This is a genomic window from Micromonospora sp. NPDC005163 (assembly GCF_053599835.1).
Window position 1 is genome coordinate 34,848 of record NZ_JBSFYP010000014.1, and the last position, 21,249, is coordinate 56,096.

At 73.1% G+C, this 21,249-nt stretch carries 20 protein-coding genes; 8 read left to right on the forward strand and 12 right to left on the reverse strand.

The window, feature by feature from the left end; genetic code table 11:
- Positions 1–5 precede the first annotated feature (5 nt).
- Positions 6–206, forward strand: a complete 201-nt coding sequence (locus tag ACWD6N_RS12485) for a hypothetical protein (protein ID WP_354965087.1) — start codon at positions 6–8, stop codon at positions 204–206.
- Positions 206–1,003 (forward strand): site-2 protease family protein, encoded by a 798-nt coding sequence (locus ACWD6N_RS12490; protein WP_354965086.1) that lies wholly within the window; start codon positions 206–208, stop codon positions 1,001–1,003. The genes ACWD6N_RS12485 and ACWD6N_RS12490 overlap by 1 nt, the downstream gene beginning before the upstream one ends.
- 74 nt (positions 1,004–1,077) lie before the next feature.
- On the opposite strand, the gene ACWD6N_RS12495 is transcribed toward ACWD6N_RS12490, so the two are convergent.
- The 6 genes from ACWD6N_RS12495 to nadA form a co-directional block, all read right to left on the reverse strand.
- Positions 1,078–2,076, reverse strand: a complete 999-nt coding sequence (locus ACWD6N_RS12495; protein WP_354965085.1) for an aldo/keto reductase family protein — start codon at positions 2,074–2,076, stop codon at positions 1,078–1,080.
- Between the two features lie 44 nt (positions 2,077–2,120).
- Entirely contained in the window at positions 2,121–6,743 is a 4,623-nt protein-coding gene (locus ACWD6N_RS12500; protein WP_450004754.1) for a WG repeat-containing protein, read from the reverse strand.
- Between the two features lie 382 nt (positions 6,744–7,125).
- Entirely contained in the window at positions 7,126–7,686 is a 561-nt protein-coding gene (locus ACWD6N_RS12505; RefSeq protein WP_354965083.1) for a helix-turn-helix domain-containing protein, read from the reverse strand.
- 177 nt (positions 7,687–7,863) lie between these two features.
- Positions 7,864–8,457 (reverse strand): DUF3043 domain-containing protein, encoded by a 594-nt coding sequence (locus ACWD6N_RS12510; protein WP_354965082.1) that lies wholly within the window; start codon positions 8,455–8,457, stop codon positions 7,864–7,866.
- Positions 8,458–8,585: 128 nt separating this feature from the next.
- Positions 8,586–9,941, reverse strand: a complete 1,356-nt coding sequence (gene murA / locus ACWD6N_RS12515) for a UDP-N-acetylglucosamine 1-carboxyvinyltransferase (RefSeq protein ID WP_354965081.1) — start codon at positions 9,939–9,941, stop codon at positions 8,586–8,588.
- Between the two features lie 212 nt (positions 9,942–10,153).
- The gene (gene nadA / locus ACWD6N_RS12520) at positions 10,154–11,353 is read right to left on the reverse strand and encodes a quinolinate synthase NadA (RefSeq protein ID WP_354965080.1); all 1,200 of its coding nucleotides are present in this window, start codon (positions 11,351–11,353) and stop codon (positions 10,154–10,156) included.
- A 68-nt stretch (positions 11,354–11,421) separates the two neighbouring features.
- Here nadA and ACWD6N_RS12525 point away from each other — a divergent pair, with 68 nt between their 5' ends.
- The 3 genes from ACWD6N_RS12525 (at position 11,422) to ACWD6N_RS12535 (ending at position 14,277) form a co-directional block, all read left to right on the forward strand.
- Positions 11,422–12,561, forward strand: a complete 1,140-nt coding sequence (locus tag ACWD6N_RS12525) for a glycerate kinase family protein (protein ID WP_354965079.1) — start codon at positions 11,422–11,424, stop codon at positions 12,559–12,561.
- A 180-nt stretch (positions 12,562–12,741) separates the two neighbouring features.
- A complete protein-coding gene (gene erpA / locus ACWD6N_RS12530) occupies positions 12,742–13,110 on the forward strand; it encodes an iron-sulfur cluster insertion protein ErpA (RefSeq protein WP_074313193.1) in 369 nt (122 codons plus the stop codon).
- A gap of 189 nt (positions 13,111–13,299) precedes the next feature.
- The gene (locus ACWD6N_RS12535; protein ID WP_354965078.1) at positions 13,300–14,277 is read left to right on the forward strand and encodes a carbohydrate kinase family protein; all 978 of its coding nucleotides are present in this window, start codon (positions 13,300–13,302) and stop codon (positions 14,275–14,277) included.
- 87 nt (positions 14,278–14,364) lie between these two features.
- Here ACWD6N_RS12535 and ACWD6N_RS12540 read toward each other — a convergent pair whose 3' ends face one another.
- On the reverse strand, positions 14,365–14,598 hold the full coding sequence (locus ACWD6N_RS12540) for a sulfurtransferase TusA family protein (RefSeq protein WP_354965077.1): 234 nt from the start codon (positions 14,596–14,598) through the stop codon (positions 14,365–14,367).
- Complete coding sequence (locus ACWD6N_RS12545; protein WP_354965076.1) at positions 14,595–15,746, reverse strand: cysteine desulfurase family protein; 1,152 nt, start codon at positions 15,744–15,746, stop codon at positions 14,595–14,597. Before ACWD6N_RS12545 ends, ACWD6N_RS12540 begins: the two co-directional genes overlap by 4 nt.
- A gap of 170 nt (positions 15,747–15,916) precedes the next feature.
- Here ACWD6N_RS12545 and ctaC point away from each other — a divergent pair, with 170 nt between their 5' ends.
- Both ctaC and ACWD6N_RS12555 read left to right on the forward strand, forming a co-directional pair.
- On the forward strand, positions 15,917–16,888 hold the full coding sequence (gene ctaC, locus ACWD6N_RS12550; RefSeq protein ID WP_354965075.1) for an aa3-type cytochrome oxidase subunit II: 972 nt from the start codon (positions 15,917–15,919) through the stop codon (positions 16,886–16,888).
- A 9-nt stretch (positions 16,889–16,897) separates the two neighbouring features.
- The gene (locus ACWD6N_RS12555; protein ID WP_354965074.1) at positions 16,898–17,323 is read left to right on the forward strand and encodes a cytochrome c oxidase subunit 4; all 426 of its coding nucleotides are present in this window, start codon (positions 16,898–16,900) and stop codon (positions 17,321–17,323) included.
- 231 nt (positions 17,324–17,554) lie between these two features.
- Here ACWD6N_RS12555 and ACWD6N_RS12560 read toward each other — a convergent pair whose 3' ends face one another.
- The 4 genes from ACWD6N_RS12560 to ACWD6N_RS12575 form a co-directional block, all read right to left on the reverse strand.
- The gene (locus ACWD6N_RS12560) at positions 17,555–17,758 is read right to left on the reverse strand and encodes a hypothetical protein (RefSeq protein WP_354965073.1); all 204 of its coding nucleotides are present in this window, start codon (positions 17,756–17,758) and stop codon (positions 17,555–17,557) included.
- Positions 17,759–17,906: 148 nt separating this feature from the next.
- Complete coding sequence (gene trpD, locus ACWD6N_RS12565) at positions 17,907–18,953, reverse strand: anthranilate phosphoribosyltransferase (RefSeq protein WP_354965072.1); 1,047 nt, start codon at positions 18,951–18,953, stop codon at positions 17,907–17,909.
- Positions 18,954–19,041: 88 nt separating this feature from the next.
- Positions 19,042–19,437: a response regulator gene (locus ACWD6N_RS12570; protein ID WP_210911527.1), complete on the reverse strand. Its 396-nt coding sequence runs from the start codon at positions 19,435–19,437 to the stop codon at positions 19,042–19,044.
- Between the two features lie 106 nt (positions 19,438–19,543).
- Positions 19,544–20,518: a cytochrome c oxidase assembly protein gene (locus tag ACWD6N_RS12575; RefSeq protein ID WP_354965071.1), complete on the reverse strand. Its 975-nt coding sequence runs from the start codon at positions 20,516–20,518 to the stop codon at positions 19,544–19,546.
- Between the two features lie 108 nt (positions 20,519–20,626).
- Here ACWD6N_RS12575 and ctaE point away from each other — a divergent pair, with 108 nt between their 5' ends.
- On the forward strand, positions 20,627–21,226 hold the full coding sequence (ctaE, locus tag ACWD6N_RS12580; protein ID WP_354965070.1) for an aa3-type cytochrome oxidase subunit III: 600 nt from the start codon (positions 20,627–20,629) through the stop codon (positions 21,224–21,226).
- Positions 21,227–21,249: the final 23 nt, after the last annotated feature.

Below are 21,249 nucleotides of genomic sequence, written 5' to 3' on the forward strand. Positions count from 1 at the left end.
GCGGCATGGCGTGGAGCTGGCGGTACGAGGGCACGGACGGCCAGACGGTCGAGGGACCGGCGGAGTCGTTCGGCAGCCAGGCCGACGCCGAATCCTGGATCGGTCAGACCTGGCGGGAGCTCGCGGCGGCCGGCGTCACCTCGGTCGCGCTCGTGGAGGACGACCGCTTGGAGTACCGGATGAGCCTGCTGCCCACGGCCGAGTGATGGGCTACGACCGGCCGGGCGGGGAGCGGCTGGTGCTCGGTGTGCCCAGGGCGGCGTTCCGGCCCAGCCCGGTCTTCCTCGGCCTGGTCGCCCTCTTCGCGGTCAGCGGGGCGCTGGCCTGGAACGGGTACGGCAGCGTCCGGTTCGACGTGTTCCTCTTCGTGGTCTCCGGGTGGCTGGTCTCGCTCTGCCTGCACGAGTACGCGCACGCGGTGGTGGCCTTCCGGGCCGGCGACCGGGACATCGCCCATCGGGGCTACCTGACGCTCAACCCCCTGAAGTACACCCACCCGCTGCTGTCGATCGTGCTGCCGGTGGTGGTGGTGCTGCTCGGCGGCATCGGCCTGCCCGGCGGCGCGGTGTGGGTGGACCGGCACGCCATTCCGGGCCGTTTGCGGCACACCCTGGTCAGCCTCGCCGGGCCGGCGACCAACGTGCTGTTCACGCTGGTGCTGGTGGCGGCGTTGCGGATCGGCATCCAGGCGGGCGGCCCGGTCGAGTTCTGGGCCGGGGTGGCGCTGCTGGCCTTCCTCCAGCTCACCGCGAGCGTGCTGAACCTGCTACCGGTTCCCGGCCTGGACGGCGGCAACATGATCCAGCCGTGGCTCAACCCGCAGTGGCGCCGGATGTACGACCTGTTCGCCCCGTACGGCTTCCTGCTGCTCTTCGCGTTGCTGTGGAATCCGCGTATCGGCGGCTGGTTCTTCGACGTCGTCTTCGCGATCGGGGACCTGCTGGGCCTGCCCTCGTGGCTCTACGCCACCGGCCTCGACCTGATCCGCTTCTGGCAGGGCTGACCGGCCCCGGCTGAGCGTCCGGGCTGACCCGGTCCGGTCGGCGCGAACCCGCGCTGACCGGACCGGGGCTGGCGTCAGGGCCGCTGTGCGGGGGACTCGGTCTTCGCCGGGTCGCGCTCGGTCACCGGCTCGACGATCTCGTCGATCGCCTTGAGCAGCTCGGCGTCGAGCTTCACGCCGGCCGCCTTGACGTTGTCGTGCACCTGCTCGGGGCGGGACGCGCCGATGATCGCCGACGACACGTTCGGGTTCTGCAGCACCCAGGCCACGGCGAGTTGGGCCATGCTCAGCCCGGCCTGCTCAGCGAGGGGCTTGAGCTGCTGAACCCGGGTCAGCACCTCGTCGGTCATGAACCGGGAGATGAAGCCCGCACCGGACTTCTCGTCGGTGGCGCGGGAACCGGCCGGCGGCGGCTGCCCCGGGAGGTACTTGCCGGAGAGCACGCCCTGCGCCATCGGCGACCAGACGATCTGGCCGATGCCCAGCTCCTCGCTGGCCGGGACGACCTCGGTCTCGATGACCCGCCAGAGCATCGAATACTGCGGCTGGTTGGAGACCAGCGGGACATGCAGCTCCCGGGCGAGCGGGTGAGCGGCACGCAGCTGCGCCGCCGACCACTCGGAGACGCCGATGTAGTGCGCCTTGCCGGAGTGCACGACGTCGGCGAACGCCTCCATCGTCTCCTCCAGCGGCGTGCTGTGGTCGTACCGGTGGGCCTGGTAGAGGTCCACGTAGTCGGTGCGCAGCCGGCGCAGCGAGCCGTTGATCGACTCCATGATGTGCTTGCGGGACAGGCCGCGGTCGTTGCGACCGGGACCGGTGGGCCAGTAGACCTTGGTGAAGATCTCCAGGCCCTCGCGGCGCTCGTTCTGCAGCGCCCGGCCGAGCACGTCCTCGGCCCGGGTGCCGGCGTACACGTCGGCGGTGTCGAAGGTGGTGATCCCCGCGTCGAGAGCGGCCCGGACACAGGCGAACGCGGCGTCCTCCTCGACCTGCGAACCGTGGGTGATCCAGTTGCCGTACGAGATCTCGCTGACCATCAGGCCGGAACGGCCCAGGTGTCGGAATTCCATGACCCGACCCTAGCCCCGCCGCTTCAGGGTCGCCGAACCGCCGGTCAGAGCACCGGGTTGGCGTCGGTGAGCAGCCGGTCGATCTCCGCCAGCACGGCGGCACGGTCACGGTGCACAGCGTCGATGAGTGGCTCGCCGCGCCGGTCCAGGGCGCCCCAGCGCCCGGTGCCGTTGCCGACCAGGAACGCCACCGGGTGGATGACCAGAATCGGGTGCGCCGGCGGCACCAGCAGCGTGCCGCCGCGGTCCACCACGCCACGTCGGCCGCCCACGTCGACCACGGCGAGGCCCTCGTCGGTGAACCCGTCGACCTGCTGGCCGTCGGCCAGCTCGGTGGCGAAGCCGTGGTAGCGGGTGGGCACCACGATCCGGCCGGTCCGGTCGACCGCCCCCCAACCCTCGCGCCGGACCGCGGCCACCCCCCGACGGAACGGGCGTACCTCGGCGAAGTTGGGCGGGACCTGCACCTCGCCGGTCGCGTCGATCGCCGTCCAGCCGCCGTCCGCGACCACCCAGGCCAGGCCGTCGCTGAACGGGCGGGCCGCGCGGTAGGACGGCGGGATCACCGTCGTACCGAGCAGGTTGATCAGCGACCACCGGCCGGTGGTCGGTCGGCGGACCCAGGCCAACCCGTCGTGGAACGGCTGCGCCTCGGCGTAGCGGGCGGGGATGACCAGGTCACCGTCCGGGTCGGTGTACCCCCACAGCGGTCCGTCCTGGCCGGGCGTTGGGGGTCGGTCGCGGTCGAGCACCTCGTCCCGGCTCCGGGGGTACGGCCCGAAGCCGTCCGCCGTGGCCCGGGTGGCGACCGCGTCGAGGGCCACCCGGATCCGGTCCAGCAGTTCGGCGTCGCCGGCGCCGCGCAGGTCGAGGGCCTGTTCGAAGTGGTGGCAGGCCTCCATGAGTCGGCCCTGGTCGTAGCAGGCGCGCCCGGCGTGCTCATGCAGGGCGGCCCGCAGCCGGTCGGGCAGTTCGATCGAGTTGGCCTTGGCGAAGAGCTGGTCGGCCTCGGTGAAGTCGCCACGCCAGCGCAGCACATGGGCCAGCCGGGCCTGGGCCAGCGCCGTCCGTCGCAGCTCGCCGGTGGCCTCGGCGTAGGTGAGGGCGAGGCGGCCGTCGGCCAGAGCGTCGTCCAGTTCGCCGAGGATCCGGGAGGTCACCGCCCGCAGGCTGAGCAGCCGGGCCCGGGCCCGGTTGTCGATGGCCGAGCCCAGCTTCTCGGTCAGCCGCCGCCGGATCGCCCGCATGTCGTCCGGCTCCGTCAGGTCCTCGCGCAGGGTGACCGGGTCGAGCCGCCACCGGTACGCCGCAAGGACCTGCTCCGGGGCGCCCTGCTCGGCCAGCGGCCGGCGGGTCACCGGCGGTGTCGTGCCAGGTGGCCCGGACACCGGCACGCTCTCCCCGGCTGACCCGCTCCGCGGGCCGGGAACGGCCGTGGCCGGCGGCGCGGACACGGGCGGTGCGGAGATGGGCGGTGCGGACACGGGCGGTGCGGAGACCGGCGGTGCGGACACGGGTGCCGCGGACATGGGCGCTACGGGCGGGGCCGAGACTGGCGGGCCTGAGACGGGCGGGGCCGAGACGGGCGCGGTCGAGTCCGGCCGTGCGGGCTCGGTGGAGACGGGCTCGTCCGGATCGTGGTCGGACGGCGCGGGCCGGGCCGGGTGCTCTCCGACGGCGGACGGGTCGTCGGTCTGCGAATCGGCCACCGGTGTGGGGACGCTCCGATCGGCCGGCTCGTCCGGCGTCGAGCGCACCTCGTCCACCGGGGCGCGCTCGGCGGGACCACTGTCCCGTGCGGGCGGCGCGGAGACCGGCCGGTCCAGAGACTCCTGGATCGGCTGGTGGGCGTCGATCGATGCCGGCGGTGCGGATGCCGGCCGGTCCAGCGGCTCCGGCTCGGCGAGGCGCTCGGCCGCCCAGCCGTCAGACCCGTCGTAGGACGGAGCGCCCAGGGATCCGGAGACGTCGGGGTGGGTCTCGGCGGCCGCCGGGTCGGTGCGCTGAAGCGGTGTTCCGGCGGTGCTCGGCGGGCCGGAGACCGGCAGGTTGCCCTCCGCCGGTGTCGGCTCGGCTGTGGGCTGTGCCTCGTCGAGCAGATCATCCGCCCAGCTGCGAGGGGCACCGGATACCGGGCGCCCCGGCGGTCCGGACACCGGGTAGGCCGGTGGCGCCGACACCGGGTAGGCCGGTGGCGCCGACACCGACCCGAGGGCGTCAATCGGTGTCGACCCGCCTGCGGGGTCACGATCGGTGACCACGTCGTTGGCCCAGGGGTCGGGGGCGCCGGAGACCGGTTCGGCCGGTGGTGCGGAGATCGGTGGCGCGGGCGGTGCGGACACCGGCCGGGCCTGGGGCGCGGGGGCCGGCGTCCCGGCGGTCGGCTCGACCGCGGAGTCCGGGTGCGGGTCGGGCGCCCGATCATCGACGGCCGGGTCGGCGGCGGGCGTTGACGGGTCGGGCGCCGCTCTCGTGGCCGCGGCGGAGCCGGCCGGGCCATCGGTTGCCGAGAGGTCGTCGGTCGCCTCGGCTGGCCGGCGGTCCGTCTCCGGCTGGTCGGACTCCACCTCCTGAGCGGGGCTGAACCAGGCGGCCGGCCCTCCGGTGACCGGAGCCTCGACCGGATCCGGAGCGGGCGCCGCCGGCGGCTCCGACGGCGCCGGGGGTACGTAGCGGCGCGGCATGCCGGGTGCCACCGGAAGCGCCGGCTCGGCATCCGCCGTGGGTGTTCGAGCCGTGGGGGTCTGAGCCGTGGGGGACGCGACCGGCCGCGCGGACGGGGAATCCGAGGCCTGCCAGGCCGGCGGCGGTGCGACCGGCGGGCGCGCGTCCGCCGCCGGGGCGGACTGCTCCGGCTCGGCCGGCGTCCGGGGCTCGGGGGACATCGCCGGGTCCGGGTGCTCGTCGGACAGCGGCGGGTCCACCGGTGCGGGCAGGAACTCCAGCCGGAGTCGGGCGGCCGGCGGACCCGAGACGGGTACGTCCGCCGCTGGGGAGACCGGGGCCGCCGACACCGGCCGGTCTCGATCCGGGCGGCCGGGTGGGACGTGGTCGGCCGGTCGGCGCTCGTGGCCCGCCGGCGCGGGGGAGGCCGGGGCCGCCGAGATCGGCCGGTCCCAGCCCGGTGCGGCGGGGGAGACGGGTGCCGGCGGGACCGGGGTGGCCCGGCCGGAGGTGGCCGGCGCCCGTGGAGCCGTCGCGGCGGGACGTACCGGGCGCTCGTCGTATCGGGGTTGCGCGGCCGGCGGCCTTTCGGGCCGGGTGGCCGGCCGCGACGGGACACCTGGCTCGGCGGTGCGTTGCCCAGCGCCCTGGTGGCCCGGTTCCCGCGTGCGGTCCGGACGCACTGGACCCGGCGGTGGCCAGGGCAGGCTGCCGTCCGGGCGGTGGCCGGGCTGCGGCCGTGCCTCGCGGTACGTCTCGTCGCGGTACGCCTCCGGCCGGGCGTCCTCGCGGGGGCGCCGGTCCGGGTACGCCTCGGCGCGGGCCGCCGCCTCGCGGGGCTGCTGTCGGTGCGGGTCGGCTGGCCGGCGCCGCTCGTCGTCCCGGCGCGGCTGTCCCGGCATCTCCGGTTCGGGCCGGTGCCGTCGTCCGCCGTCCGGTGTCTGCGGTGCGCCGACCGCCTCGTCCGGGCGGTACCGCCGTTCGCTGGGCGTATCGACGCCAGCGTCCGCACGGGCCCGCGCCGCCGGCCGCGCATCGTCGGCGACCCGCTCCGGGCGGCGGGCGTCGGTCACCCGCTCCGGGCGACGGGTGTCGTCGGAGACGCGCTCCGGACGCCGCGTGTCGGCCACACGGTCGGGGCGGCGGGTGTCGTCGGCGGCCCGATCGGGGTACCGGGAGCGGCCCTCCACGGGTGCCCACTGGCCGGCCCCGCCGGCGGCCCAGCCCTCGGCCGGGCGGTCCTCGTGGCCCCGGGTGGGCCGGGCGGCGTACCCGTCGCCGGGGTGCCGGTCGTATCCGGCGGCCGGGCGCTCCTGCGCGCCGCGCCGGCGCGGCGCCTCGTCCGGCTCCTGCACCCAGCCGGGCTCGGGCCGGGGTGCGGGGGACACCGGTGGCGTGCTCGGGTACCCCCGCTCCCGATCGGCCGGGTCGTGTCGCGGTCGGCGGCTGTCGTACCGCTCGGCGGGCTGGTCCCGGTGCCAGGCTGCCTCGCGGGCTGGTGCCCGCTCGTCGCTCGGGCGCCGGTCGGACCAGGCGGTCCGCCGGTCCGACTCGGGGGAGCGGCGCTCGTCGCGCCGGGGCGGCTCGGGCAGCGGCCGGCGGTACGGCTCATGATCGTAGTGGCGGTTGTCGGCCCCGGTCGGCCGGCCGTGGGCGGACGTCTCGACCGGGTGTTCGTCGCCCCGCGACGTGCCGTGGGCCGGCGTGCCGGCCGGCTCCTCATCGGACCAGGACCGGCCGTAGGGGTCCGCCTCGGCGGGTTCCTCGTCAGCCCAGGACCGGCCGAGGTAGGTGCCGTCCGGACGGGTTGGCGCGAGCGGCGGTACCTCGGTGCGGCCGACGACGGACGCCCGGCCGCGCGGCGGCGGGGGCGGCTGGTGCGACATTCCAATGTCGCCGGCATAGCGCTGGCCGGGGAACTGGGGATGCCACTCGGTGGTCGGTTCGACCACCCAGGACGGCTCGTTCGGGTCCCGCCACCGGTCGGTGTACCGGCCGTTCATCCGCCGAGCCCGTCGCCACACCCGGCCAGGTGGCCGATCAACGTGAGAGGTGGGCGGTCCGCGTTCGCGCCCCGGTGCCCGCCGGGCGTCCGGTCGCCGCCTGCCACGCCCCGGTGGCCGGCTCGCGTCCGCTCGCTCACGGCGTTTGTCACCTCGTTGCAGATTGTCGCGCTGGGCCTCGCGTGCCGGTCAAGTCGCCCGTTTCGGCAGGGCGTGGCTGCGGATGGAGGGTAACGGCGTGGGCTCGCTCACCGCCACTGTGGCGCCGCCCACGGACGCAAACGTTATCCTATGGTTTCGGACATTTGGGTTGATAACCGAATCTGGGTTCCGACGATACCTCACCTGCCGCCGGCTCGGCTCGGACGGGATCCCGCACCGGTCAGGGGTGTTCCATGACGAGCACGGCGAAGGTGCCGGCGACCAGGGCCTCGTAACGGTGCGGAGCGTCACCGGGGAACGTCGCGTAGTCGCCGGGGCCGAGGTCGACCGGGCCGGACTCGGGGCCCACCCGCAGTCGGCCGGCGGCGACCACCACGTGCTCGACGCTGCGAGGGGTGTGCCCGTCCGCGGCCCGGACCGCGCCCGGCTCCAACTCGATCAGGTAGATGTCCCGACGCAGGTGCGCCGCCCCGGCGCTGAGCAGCGTCCCGGTGAAGTCGGCCTGCTCGGAGCGGACCTGGGGGCCGTCACCGGCGCGGATCACCCGTACGCCGTCGTCGGCGGGCTCCACCAGCCGGCTGAACGGCACACCGAGCGCCACGCCGAGCGCCCACAGCGTCTCCACGCTCGGGTTGCCGGTCCCCGACTCCAGTTGGGAGAGGGTGGACTTGGCGACGCCCGCCCGCCGGGCGAGCTCTGTCAGCGAGATGCCGACCCGGTCCCGCTCGCGGCGCAGGGCGGCGGCGATGGTGGCGAGCGGGGCGGCCGGTTCCGGAGGCATGCGTTCGCTCCATTGGATCAACGTTCGGTACGACGAACACCGGTGCTGCGTTCAGCAGGGTGAACCATTCGTACGGTACAACGAACGTCGGATGCCCGGATGCTTTAGCGACTTACCGCCCTCGGTGCGGTCGGCACTACCGGGGTGCCGCGCCTGCTCGGCGTGCCGCGAGTCGGGTCAGACCTTGTCGCCGAGCTTGACCTGGGGAGCCGGGGCGCGCATCCGCCGGAAGGTGATCGACCGCATGACCGCGTACAGGTAGAGCGAGCCCATCCGCTGGCCTGTCTTCGGGAAGCGCTGCCGGACCAGCTTGCCGATCTTGCGGCAGATCAACACCGAGTCGACGACCACACCCAGTGCCAGCGCGCCCCAGAGCACGTTGGAGATCAGCCGGACCACCGGCGGCATCGCCGCGTTCGACCCGATCAGCACGATCAGGGCGCCACCGAAGAACCAGGTGCCGACGGTACGCCGGGAGTCGACCACGTTGCGTGCCAGCAGCCGCTCCGGGCCGCGGTCGCGGGGGCCACCCTCGCGGCGGAACTCCGAGGCGGCCTCGGCGCGTAGCTGGCGGCGGCGCTCCCGCTCCTCCTCCTTGGTGAGGGGGCGGGTGGGGCCAGCCGGGCGGCGGCCGGCGGTCGGCCGCTTGGGCGTCTCCCGACCCTTGGCCGGGGTGTAACCCCGGGGCCGATCGGCGGTCTCCTCGGGAGTCACCGAGGAGACGGCCTCGTCGACGAGGTCGGTGGACTTGCGGCGAAAGAGCGACGGCACGCGGCAAGGGTAGCCAACGGCTCGCGCCCGGTGCGCATCGCGGTGCACCGGGCCGACGGCTCCAGGTCGCAGCGCGGCGTCAGACGCGCCGAACTGGAGTTGTCGCAGCGAACACCAAGTGGTGGAGGTTACGGACGCTCGGCGTGCGCGCCCAGGTCGGCGAGCTTCGCCTCGAAGTCCTCGTAGCCGCGGTTGATCAGGTCGACGCCGTACACCCGGGAGGTGCCCTCGGCCGCGAGCGCCGCGATCAGGTGGCTGAAACCGGCCCGCAGGTCCGGGATGACCAGGTCGGCGGCGTGCAGCTTGCTCGGCCCGGCGATCACCGCGGAGTGCTTGAAGTTGCGCCGGCCGAAGCGGCACGGGGTGCCGCCGAGGCAGTCCCGGTAGACCTGGATGTTGGCGCCCATCGAGTTGAGCGCCTCGGTGTAGCCCAGCCGCTGCTCGTAGACCGTCTCGTGGACGATCGACAGCCCGCGGGCCTGGGTCAGCGCCACGACCAGCGGCTGCTGCCAGTCGGTCATGAAGCCGGGGTGCACGTCGGTCTCCAGCGCCACGGCGTTCAGCTCACCGCCCGGGTGCCAGAACCGGATGCCGCCCTCCTGGCCCGGGTCGCCCAGCTTCGGCGGACGGGCGTCGGTGACCTCGTACTCGCCGCCGACCGAGCGGAAGATGTTCAGGAAGGTCATCATGTCGGCCTGCTGCGCGCCGAGCACCTCGACGTGACCGTGGGTGGCCAGCGCAGCCGCGGCCCAGCTCGCCGCCTCGATCCGGTCCGGGATCGGCCGGTGGGTGTAGCCGTGCAGCTTCGGTACGCCCTGGATCTCGATCACCCGGTCGGTGTGCACCTTGATGATCGCGCCCATCTTCTGCAGGATGCAGATGAGGTCGATGATCTCCGGCTCCACCGCGGCGTTGCGCAGCTCGGTGACGCCCTCGGCCATCACACCGGTCAGCAGCACCTGCTCGGTGGCGCCGACGCTCGGGTACGGCAGGGCGAACTTGGTGCCGTGCAGACCGTTCGGCGCGGACAGGTGCAGACCCTCGGGCCGCTTGTCGACCGTGGCGCCGAACTCCCGCAGCGCCTGAAGGTGGAAGTCGATCGGGCGCGGGCCGATGTGACAGCCGCCCAGGTCCGGGATGAACGCGTGCCCGAGCCGGTGCAGCAGCGGGCCGCAGAAGAGGATCGGGATCCGGCTGGAGCCGGCGTGCACGTTGATCTGGTCGGTGCTGGCGCTCTCCACGTTGGCCGGGTCGAAGACGAGCTCGCCGTCCTCGGTGCCGTCGGTGACCTTGACGCCGTGCAGACCGAGCAGACCCCGGACCACCTCGACGTCGCGGATCTTCGGCACGTCGAACAGCCGGCTAGGGCTGTCGCCGAGCAGCGCGGCGACCATCGCCTTCGAAACCAGGTTCTTCGCGCCGCGCACGCGGATCCGCCCTTCGAGCGGAGTGCCTCCGTGCACGACCAGGACGTCGTCGGTCAACGCAACCTCCAGCGCGTCGGTGCTGCCGTGTTGATGGTGGGGAGCTCCAGCTCTTTCGCTACCCCGGATGCGGCCATATCGAAACGGCCCGCTTGCGTCGTCGCTCCGGCAGCATAGCCCTCGGTGACAAAAAGGGACTCGGTCACATCGGCGTGTGTGGCATTAATCGGTGGTCCGGCACTTTTGCGTACCAAGGGCGCTACGGATCGTGATCAGACCGTGGCCGGCGGCGGGGTGTCCGCGCCGGGCAGGGCGAGCATCTGATCCAGCGCCACCCGGGCGTGGTACGCGGTGTCGGCGTCCACCGTGATCTGGTTGACCACCCGGCCGGCGACCAGCTCCTCCAGTGCCCACACCAGGTGCGGCAGGTCGATCCGGTTCATCGTCGAGCAGTAGCAGACCGCCTTGTCCAGGAACATGATCTGCTTGTCCGGATGCGCCAGCGCCAGCCGGCGGACCAGGTTCAGCTCGGTGCCGAGCGCCCACGCCGACCCGGCCGGGGCCGCCTCGATGGTCTTGATGATGTACTCGGTGGAGCCGACATGGTCGGCGGCCGTGACCACGTCGTGTCGGCACTCCGGGTGGACCAGCACGTTGACCCCGGGCACCCGCTCCCGCACGTCGTTGACGCTCTCCAGGGTGAACCGGCCGTGCACCGAGCAGTGCCCCCGCCAGAGAATCATCTTGGCGTCGCGCAGCTGCTCGGGGGTGAGCCCGCCGCCCGGCTTGTGCGGGTCGTAGAGCACGCAGTCGTCCAGGGACAGGCCCATCTCCAGCACCGCCGTGTTGCGGCCCAGGTGCTGGTCGGGCAGGAAGAGCACCTTCGACCCCTGCTCGAACGCCCAGTCCAGGGCGCGCTTGGCGTTGGAGGAGGTGCAGACCACGCCACCGTTGCGGCCGACGAAGCCCTTGATGTCGGCCGAGGAGTTCATGTACGTCACCGGCACGGTCTCGCCGGCGATGCCCAGCTCGGTCAGCGTGTCCCAGGCGGCCTCGACCTGGCCCAGCACGGCCATGTCCGCCATTGAGCACCCGGCCGCCAGGTCGGGCAGGATCACCCGCTGGGCGTCGGTGGTGAGGATGTCGGCGCTCTCGGCCATGAAGTGCACGCCGCAGAAGAGGATGTACTCCGCGTCCGGGCGGGCCGCGGCCTCCCGGGCGAGCTTGAACGAGTCGCCGGTCACGTCCGCGAACTGGATCACCTCGTCGCGCTGGTAGTGGTGCCCCAGCACGAAGACCTTGCTGCCCAGCTTCGCCTTCGCCGCCGCGGCGCGGGCCACCAGATCCGGATCGCTGGGCGCCGGAAGGTCGCCCGGACACTCGACGCCGCGCTCGGTGTCGGGGTCGCTGCCCCGGCCGAGCAGCAGCAGAGCCGTCGCCGTGTTGGAGGGTTCAACCCAGGTCGAAGTCACGTGACCCATGGTCCCACAGCGCGGGCGCGGCGCGGCTTCCGTCGGTGTGGGCTGCCACACTGCTCGGCATGCGTGTGCTGCTCTGTCCGGACAAGTTCGCCGGCACCCTGCCCGCACCGGAGGTGGCCGCCGCGGTGGCCGCCGGTTGGCGCACCGTCGCCGAGGGTGACGACCTGCTGATCCGGCCACTGGCTGACGGTGGGCCGGGCTTCGTGGAGGTGCTCGCCGAGGCCCTCGGCGGCCGGCGGGTGGCGGTGCGGACGGTCGATCCGCTGGGTCGGCCGGCGGCCGGTGAGATCCTGCTCACCGCCGACGGCGCGACCGCCTACCTGGAGAGCGCCCAGGCGTGCGGGCTGCACCTGCTCGCCACCGCCGAACGTGACCCGAAGACCACCACCTCCTACGGGCTGGGCCTGCTGGTCGCCGCCGCGGTGGAGAGCGGGGCCCGAACGGTGGTGATCGGGCTGGGTGGCTCCGGCACCAATGACGCCGGCGCCGGGATGCTGGCCGCGCTGGGCGTGACCCCGCTCGACGCCGCCGGCGCCGCGCTTCCGTACGGCGGGGCGGCGCTGGCCGGGGCCGTCACGCTGGACGGCGCGCCCCGGCTGCGCGGGGTTCGGCTGGTCGCCGCCACCGACGTGGACAACCCGCTGCTCGGCCTGCACGGCGCGAGCAACGTGTTCGGCCCGCAGAAGGGCGCCGACCGGGCCGACGTGCTGTTGCTCGACGCCGCACTGGAGCACTTCGCGGCGGTGTTGGAGCGGGACCTGCCCGGCTGCCCGGCGGGGCTCGGCACGCTGCCCGGTGGCGGGGCCGCCGGCGGCATCGGCGCGGCAATCCTCGCCCTGGGTGGCGGCTGCGAGTCGGGCATCGGCCTGGTGACCCGGGCCAGCGGGCTGGACGCCGAGCTGGATACCGCCGACCTGGTGATCACTGGTGAGGGGTCCTTCGACCACCAGTCGCTGCGCGGCAAGGTCGTCGCGGGGGTGGCCGGTGCCGCCCGGGACCGGGGGGTGCCGTGCGTGGTGGTGGCCGGCCAGGTCAGCACCGGCCGGCGGGAGGCCGCCGCGGCGGGGGTGACCGACGCGTACAGCCTGGTCGAGCACTTCGGCGGGGAGGAGGGCGGCGGGCTCGCCGCCGCGCTGAGCCGGCCGGCGGACGGGCTGCGCGAGCTGGGCGCCCGACTGGCCCGGCAGTGGAGCCGCTGAGCGCTCCGGCCGGTCGGCGTGCCCGGCCACGACCGGGCCGACCTGCGGCGGGGGTCACGCCACGCGGGTGAGCCCGGCCGAGGCGGCGTACGATCGGAAAAGGACCACACCGGGAATCACTGGACGGCGCGCGGCGTTGGCCAGTGCGTCCGGACCCATACCGCGCAGGGAGACTTCCACGTGACCACGCCAGCGCAGACCGAGTCGACCGAGGCCAAGGCCCCTACTTCCGTCGTCCTCACCGACGTCGCGGCGCAGAAGGTCAAGGCTCTGATCGAGCAGGAGGGCCGCGACGACCTGCGGCTCCGTGTCGCGGTGCAGCCGGGTGGCTGCTCCGGCCTGCGGTACCAGCTCTTCTTCGACGAGCGTTCGCTCGACGGTGACGTCGTCACCGATTTCGGTGGTGTCGAGGTCGTCGTCGACCGGATGAGCGCCCCGTACCTTTCCGGCGCGACGATCGACTTCGCCGACCGGATCGACGCGCAGGGCTTCACCATCGACAACCCCAACGCGGGCAACTCCTGCGCCTGCGGCGACTCGTTCAACTGAGTCGTACGCACCACAAAGCACCACACGCACACCATCACGACGGGGCCGTCCTACGGGGCGGCCCCGTCGTCGTGTGCGGGTGGGAGTGGTCCCCGCGCCGGCCGGTTGCCGTTGAGCGACCGACCGGACACCGCCGGGTGGCCGGGCCGGTAGTCTGACCGCGCCCTGCTCCCGACCCCGAGGGTTGACATGAAGATCGCCGTGACCGGCTCGATCGCCACTGATCACCTGATGAGCTTCCCCGGTCGCTTCGCCGACCAGCTCATCGCCGATCAGCTGCACAAGGTTTCCCTCTCCTTCCTGGTGGACGACCTGGTGCTCCGCCGGGGCGGGGTGGCGGCGAACATTTCGTTCGGCATGGGCCAGCTCGGGCTGCGCCCGGTGCTGCTCGGCGCGGTGGGCGCCGACTTCGCCGACTACCGCTCGTGGCTGGAGCGACACGGGGTGGACTGCGGCTCGGTGCACATCAGCGAGGTGGCGCACACCGCCCGCTTCGTCTGCACCACCGATACCGACATGTGCCAGATCGCGTCGTTCTACGCCGGCGCGATGAGTGAGGCGCGCAACATCGAGCTCGCCCCGGTCGCCGACCGGCTCGGCGGGCTGGACCTGGTGCTGGTCAGCGCCAACGACCCGGAGGCCATGCTGCGCCACTCCGCCGAGTGCCGCACCCGCGGGTACGCGTTCGCCGCCGACCCCTCGCAGCAGCTCGCCCGCATGCCGGGTGAGGACGTGGTGGCGCTGATCGAGGGCGCCGAGTACCTGATGACCAACGACTACGAGAAGTCCCTGCTGCAGAGCAAGGCGGGGCTGAGCGACGACCAGCTGCTGGAGCTGGTCAAGGTGCGGGTCACCACGTTGGGCAAGCACGGCGTGGAGATCGCCGGGCGCGGCATGGACCCGATCCACGTGCCGATCGCGCGGGAAATCCGGGCGGTCGATCCGACCGGTGTGGGCGACGGCTTCCGGGCCGGGTTCTTCACCGCGCTCTCCTGGGGCCTCGGCCTGGAGCGGGCCGCCCAGGTCGGCTCGCTGCTGGCCACGCTGGTCCTGGAGACCGTCGGCACCCAGGAGTACGACGTCCGCCGCGACCTGTTCGTCAAGCGCCTCGCCGAGTCCTACGGCGACACCGCCGCGGACGAGATCCGCCCGCACCTCCTGCCGTAACCAATCGCCGTTCCCTGATCGTTGGCTGCCGAGCAGCGGCCGGGCTGGCGTGTTGTGCCGCTCAGCAGCCAACGATCGAGGGGACCCTCAGTGGGTGCGGCGGATGTCGTAGGCCGGGCCTTCCAGGCCGGTGATGGCGGCGACGAACTCCTGGCCGCGCATCCTGCACCAGGCGGGGAGGTCCACGGCCGCGGCCGGGTCGTCGGCGAGCACCCGCACCACCGTGCCGACCGGCACCTGGGGCATCCGTCGGGCCGCCGCGATCACCGGCAGTGGGCAGCGCTGGCCACGGCAGTCGAGCACCTCGTCCGGCATCGTCACAGCCCCACCACCCCGGCCTCGGCGCGCAGCCCGGCGACGATCCCGGGCAGCTCGGCGAGGAACCGCTCGACGTCCGCCTCGGTCGTCTCCCGGTGCAGGCTGACGCGGACGTTGCCGTGGGAGAGCACCCCCATCGCCTCCAGCACGTGCGACGGGCGCAGCGTGGACGAGGTGCAGGACGAGCCGGACGACACCGCGAAGCCCCGCCGGTCCAGCGCGTGCAGCAGCGCCTCGCCGTCCAGGTACAGGCAGGAGAACGTGACCAGGTGGGGGAGCCGGAGCACCGGATCGCCGACCACCTCCACGTCCGGCACCTCGGCCGGGACCCGCGTCCGGATCCGGTCCACCAGCGGCGCCAGCCGGGTTTCCTCGGCCGCGGCGTCGGCCGCCGCCGCGCGCAGGCTCGCCGCCGCCGCCACCAGCGCGGGCAGGTTCACCGAGCCGGGGGTACGCCCGCCCTCCCGCTCGTCGGCCGGCCAGGGTGACTCCCAGCGGGTGCCCTTGCGGACCGCCAGCAGGCCCACCCCGGGCGGGCCACCCCACTTGTGCGCGCTGGCGGTGAGCACCGACCAGCCCGCCGGCAGGGGCACCCGGCCGACCGACTGGGCGGCGTCGACGTACAGCGGCACCCCGGGGTCGGCGCAGGCGGCGGCCGCCTCCGCGACCGGTTGCACGGTGCCCACCTCATGGCTGGCGGTGATCAGCGCGGCCAGCGCGACCCCGGGAGCCCGGACCGCGTCCGACCAGGCGTCCAGGTCCAGCCGGCCCAGCCGGTCGACCGGAACGGGGTCGGCGACGCCGCCCGCCGCGACGTGCCGCTCCGCGGCGTGCAGCACCGCGGAGTGCTCGATCGCCGAATGCACCAGCGTCGCCCCGACCCGGCGCCGCCCGGCCAGGCCACCGAGCACCGCGCCGTGCGCGGCCGTCGTACCGCTGGAGGTGAAGGACAGCTCGTCGGCGCGGACGCCGAGCGTCTGCGCGGTGGCCTCGCGGGCGGCGTCGAGCAGTTGCCGTGCCCGGCGGGCCTGGGTGTAGAGCTTGCCCGGGTCAGCCCAGCCGTCGTCGAGGGCGGCCAGCAGCGCCTGCCGGGCGACCGGATGCATCGGCGCGGCGGTCGCCGCGTCCAGGTAGACCGGGGATGCGCTCACGGATCCCAACGCTATCGCGGCGTAATGCCCAGGATCCCCCCGATGGGGGCGGACAGTGACCCCACCACGGCCGAGTCCGTCATGGTCGAGTAATCTGCGACCGTCGGTGACGCCTTTGCCGCCGGTGCTGAGGAAAGACGCACCGCGGCGCGCTAGGGAGGCAGGACCAGGTGGTCGCAAGGAGTTCGGAGGTACGGCCGTCGGCCGTACGGCACAGCGCTTCCCGAGGGGTCGGTGGACGCCGGGGGCGCGGTGCTGGTCGGCTGGCCGGGCTCGGTCTCGGTGGCGTGGCGCTGCTGGTCCTGCTCACAGGCTGTGACGTCGGTCAGACGTTCGGCGGCTTCGGCTGGCCGCAGGGCGGCATCTCGGCCGAGTCCCGGCGGATGTACGACCTGTGGATCGCCTCCTGCATCGCCGCCCTCGCGGTCGGCGTCTTCGTGTGGGGTCTGATCTTCTGGTGCGTCGTGCGCTACCGCAAGCGTGGCAACGCGCTGCCGGTGCAGACTCGCTACAACCTGCCGATGGAGTTCCTCTACACCATCGCGCCGATCCTGATCGTCTCCGTGCTCTTCTACTACACGGCGATCGTGCAGACCGGCGTGGACAAGTTGTCGAAGAACCCCGACGTCACCGTCGAGGTCGTCGCCTTCAAGTGGAACTGGCAGTTCAACTACCGCGACGGGCAGGGCCCCGACGCCCGCACCACCGCGTCGACGCTCGGCACCAGCGAGGTCATCCCGGTGTTGGTGCTGCCGACCAACCGGTCCATCCGGTTCGAGGAGACCAGCCGCGACGTCATCCACTCCTTCTGGGTGCCGGAGCTGCTGTTCAAGCGGGACGTCATGCCGGGCAAGATCCGCAACGTGTTCGAGGTCTCCAGCCTGGTGGCCGAGGGCGCCTACGTCGGCCGCTGCGCCGAGCTGTGCGGCAGCTACCACGCGTTCATGAACTTCGAGCTGCGGGTGGTCTCGCCGGAGAAGTACGACCAGTTCCTGGCTGCCAAGCAGAGCGGCAAGTCCACCCAGGACGCGCTGACCGCCATCGGTGAGAAGCCGTACGCGGAGACCACGCAGCCGTTCGATACCAGGCGGACGAAGAGCAACTTCAACCCGGACAGCGCTCCGGCCGGTACGGGAAGCTGAGGCAGCGGGATGAAGACCGAATGGCGCATCTTCCTGATCATCGCCACGTTCCTGTTGGGTGCCACGATCCTCTACGGCGCCTGGACGGCCGGTGAGTCCGGCCGCGTCGAGTGGGTGGGCACGATCGCCCTGCTGCTCTCCTTCCTGCTCTGCACGATGTGCGGCGGCTTCTTCTGGTTCGTCTCGCGCCGTATCGACCTGCGCCCCGAGGACCGGTCGGACGCCGAGATCTCCGACGGCGCCGGTGAGGTCGGCTTCTTCAGCCCCGGCAGCTACTGGCCGTTCGGGCTGGCGCTGGCCGCCGCGACGGCCGGCATGGGCCTGGTGTTCTGGCAGTACTGGCTGATCGGCCTGGGTCTGCTGGCGGTCATCTTCGCCGCCTGCGGGCTGCTGTTCGAGTACTACAGCGGCACCCGGCGCACCGCCGAGCACTGACCCACCCGGTCGCCGTCGCGGCCGGCCCATGGCAACACGAAGGCCCGTTCCCCGGTGGGGGAGCGGGCCTTCGTCGTGCCGGGACCCGTTCGGCCACGACCTGCCCGGGTGATCAGGCCGCGCGGCGCAGGCAGGCCAGGGACCACGGGGGCCGCGCAGACCGGTGATCAGGCCGCGCGGCGCAGGCGGGTGAGGGGTGGTGTCACAGGCCAGGCGGGCTGGGTGGCCGGGTCAGGCGGCGTGGCGGGCGGGTTGACGGCGTGGGCGGTCGGCCAGCCGCGTGGAGCGCAAGGCGAAGTTGGCGATCACCACGGCGGCGCCGCAGCCGGTGCAGATCAGCTCGGGACAGTCGGTGCCGTGGCCGTCGACGCAGGGCGGCACCTCGAACGGCGTCACGCCCTCGCAGACGTCGCAGTAGAGCTCGCGGCCTGACACGAGCGTCTCCTCTCACTCCGGGCGGCCCGCCCCCGAAGCGATACCGACGCACAACGGAAGCGGAGAACTACTCGGCTGTAGTTTCCCACGCGGGTCCGACAGTTCCCGCGCACCGCCGCCGCTCACGGGTACGGGCGCCCGGCGTCGGTCAGGCGGTGGTGGCGGTCTCGATCCAGCGGTCGAGGGTGCCGGCCGCCGCGCCGGAGTCGATCGACTCGGCGGCGCGGTCCAGGCCGGCGCGCAGCGCCTCGGTCAGGTCGCCGTCCAGCGGGCCCTGGGTGGCCAGCGCCGCCGCCGCGTTGACCAGCACCGCGTCCCGGACCGGGCCGGTCTCGCCGGCCAGCAGGCGACGGGCCACGCCGGCGTTGTAGGCGGCGTCACCGCCGCGCAGGTCCGCGAGGGTGGCCCGGGGTACCCCCAGGTCCGTCGCGTCCAGCACGGCCTCGCGTACGGTGCCGTCCTGCGCCACCCAGACCCGGGTCGGCGCGGCGGTGGTGAACTCGTCCAGCCCGTCCTCGCCGCGCATCACGATCGCCGAGTCGCCGCGGGCGGCGAACACGCTGGCCATCACCGGGGCCATCCGGGAGTCGAAACAGCCGACCGCGCCGGCCCGGGGACGGGCCGGGTTGGTCAGCGGGCCGAGGAAGTTGAAGAAGGTGGGCACGCCCACCTCACGGCGGACCGGACCGGCGTGTCGCATCCCGGGGTGGAACCGGGCCGCGAAGCAGAACCCGATGCCGGCCTCCTCGACACAGCGGACGACCTGCTCAGGGCCGAGGTCCAGCGGGATGCCGAGGAACTCCAGCAGGTCGGCGGTGCCGCACAGGGAGGAGGCCGCCCGGTTGCCGTGCTTGACGACGCGCACGCCAGCGCCGGCCACCACCAGCGCCGTCATCGTGGAGATGTTGACCGTGTGGGCGAGGTCACCGCCGGTGCCGACCACGTCGAGCGCGGTGCGGCGCAGATTCTCCGGGAGCACCACCGGGACCGAGCGACCCAGCATGGCCTCCACCAGGCCGGCCAGCTCGGCCGGGGTCTCACCCTTGGCTCGCAGCGCCACGGCGAAGGCGGCGATCTGCGCCGCGCTCGCCGAGCCGGTCATGATCTCGTCCATCGCCCAGGCGGTGTCGGCGGTGGGCAGCTCGTCGCCGCGCAGCAGCGCGTTGAGCAGGTGCGGCCAGGTCCGATCGCCCATGGCGGGCCTCCCGAGCGTGCGAAGTGCGGGTGGGCTGGAACCGGCGCCGACTCATCCGGCGCCGAGGCGGTGCCGGGAAGTGGGGACGTCAGGCGGGTGCGTGCGTCCGCAGCAGCTCGGCCACCGTGCTGCCGGTGGTCACCGGGTCGAGCGGGTGCACCAGCGTCGCGTCGACCTCGGCGTACGCGGCGAGCCATCGGTCGGCGGCGCGAGCGATCACCAGGCAGGTCGGGGGAGCGTCGTCCCGGTCGTCCTTGATCTGCCGGGCGATGCCGATGCCGCCGCCCGGGCTGGCCTCGCCGTCGAGCAGCAGCAGGTCGATCTCGTAGTCGTCGACCAGCCGGATGGTCTCGGCGTAGGTCGACGCGTCGACGAACTCGATCTGCAGCCCTGGCGCGGGCCGGGTGCCGACGGCCAGCCGCATCCGGTCACGGACCTGCGGGTCGTCGCTGTAGAGCAGGACGGTGCACTGACGATCGCTCATGGCTGGACTGGCTCCCACCTCGTAGCTGCCCGCCGATCGTACCGGTCCACGTGACGTAGTCGACATCCCGCCCGTCGTCGGCGGTCCGGCGTACCGTCGGCGCAGCTCAGGCCGGGGTGCCGGCGGCGCGTTCGCGGGCCTCCTGGCGGTCCAGCTCGCGGTCGACCCGGCGGGCCTCCCGCTCGGACTGCTTGATCCACTGCACCACCAGCACCGCGAGCATGGTCACGCTGACGAACTCGCCGCCGGCCCACAGGATGCCGCCGGCGACGACCTGGTCGTCCCAGGGGTCGGACCAGCTCAGGTTGAGCGACGGGTACCAGTCGCCGCCGAAGAGCGTGATGCTCTGCATGATGGTGAGCCCGAGCACGGTGTGGAACGGCACGGAGAGCAGCATCAGCAGCGCCCGCGCCGGGTACGGCCAGCGGCCCGGCAGCGGGTCGAGGCCGAGCAGCGGCCAGAAGAAGACACAGCCGGTCATGATGAAGTGCGCGTGCACCAGCTCGTGCGCCCAGGCGTGTTCCAGGGTGAAGCGGTACAGGTCACTGAAGTACAGCGCGAACGGGTTGACCACGAAGATGGCGAACGCCACCAGCGGGAAGCTGTAGACCCGGGCGACGCGGCTGTGCACGAGCGCCAGCAGGCGCTTGCGCGCCCGGACCGGCAGGGTGCGCAGGGCCAGCGTCATGGGTGCGCCGAGCGCCAGGAAGATCGGCGCCACCATCGACAGCACCATGTGCTGGACCATGTGCACCGACAGCAGCGCGGTGTCGTACGCGTGCAGCCCGCTGACCGTGACCAGCGCGATGCCGCCCAGGCCCGGGCCGAGGAAGAACACGGTACGGGAGATGGGCCAGCGGTCGCCGCGGATGCGCAGCCGGTGCACCCCGTAGAGGTAGAGGCCCGCGGCGAGCACCAGGCCGACGGCCAGCCAGCTGTCCAGCCGGGTCTCGGTCAGCACCGCGCCGACGGTGAACGGGGGCGGGGTCGCCTCGCCCCCGGCGGCCAGCGCTGGTGGGGCCGCGAGCAACGCGGCCGGGACCGCCGAGGTGGCGGCGAAGATCGGATCGACGTGTAGCACGCTTTTCAGGCTAGGCCAGGCGAACCGGACCCGGACGCGCGGGCCACGGAAGGCGCAGGTTTGCCACCCCGCTGATCGCCGGCCCCGGTCAGGGGCAATAATGACGGCGTGACTGCGGCCCCAGCCATTGACAAGAGCCGGATCCACTCTCTGACCCGACCGAACATGGTCAGCGTCGGGACGATCGTGTGGCTCTCCAGCGAACTCATGTTCTTCGCGGCGCTGTTCGCGATGTACTTCTCCATCCGCGCGGCTGCGCCGGAGCAGTGGGAGAAGCACACCGAGCACCTGAACATCCCGTACGCGACCACGTTCACGGTGATCCTGGTGCTCTCCTCCGTGACGTGCCAGCTCGGCGTCTTCGCGGCGGAGAAGGGTGACGTCCACGCGCTACGGCGCTGGTTCACCATCACCTTCGTGATGGGCCTGATCTTCGTGCTCGGCCAGGTGAACGAGTACCGCACGCTGGTGCACGAGGGCGTCAAGATCAACGAAGACGGCTACGGCTCGATGTTCTACCTGACCACCGGTTTCCACGGCCTGCACGTGACCGGCGGCCTGATCGCCTTCATCATCTTCATGATCCGTACCACCATGGGCCGGTTCACCCCGGCGCAGGCGACCTCGGCGATCGTCGTGTCGTACTACTGGCACTTCGTCGACGTTGTGTGGATCGCGCTGTACGCCATGATCTACTGGCTTCAGTGATCTTGCGCGTCACATTCCGCGCT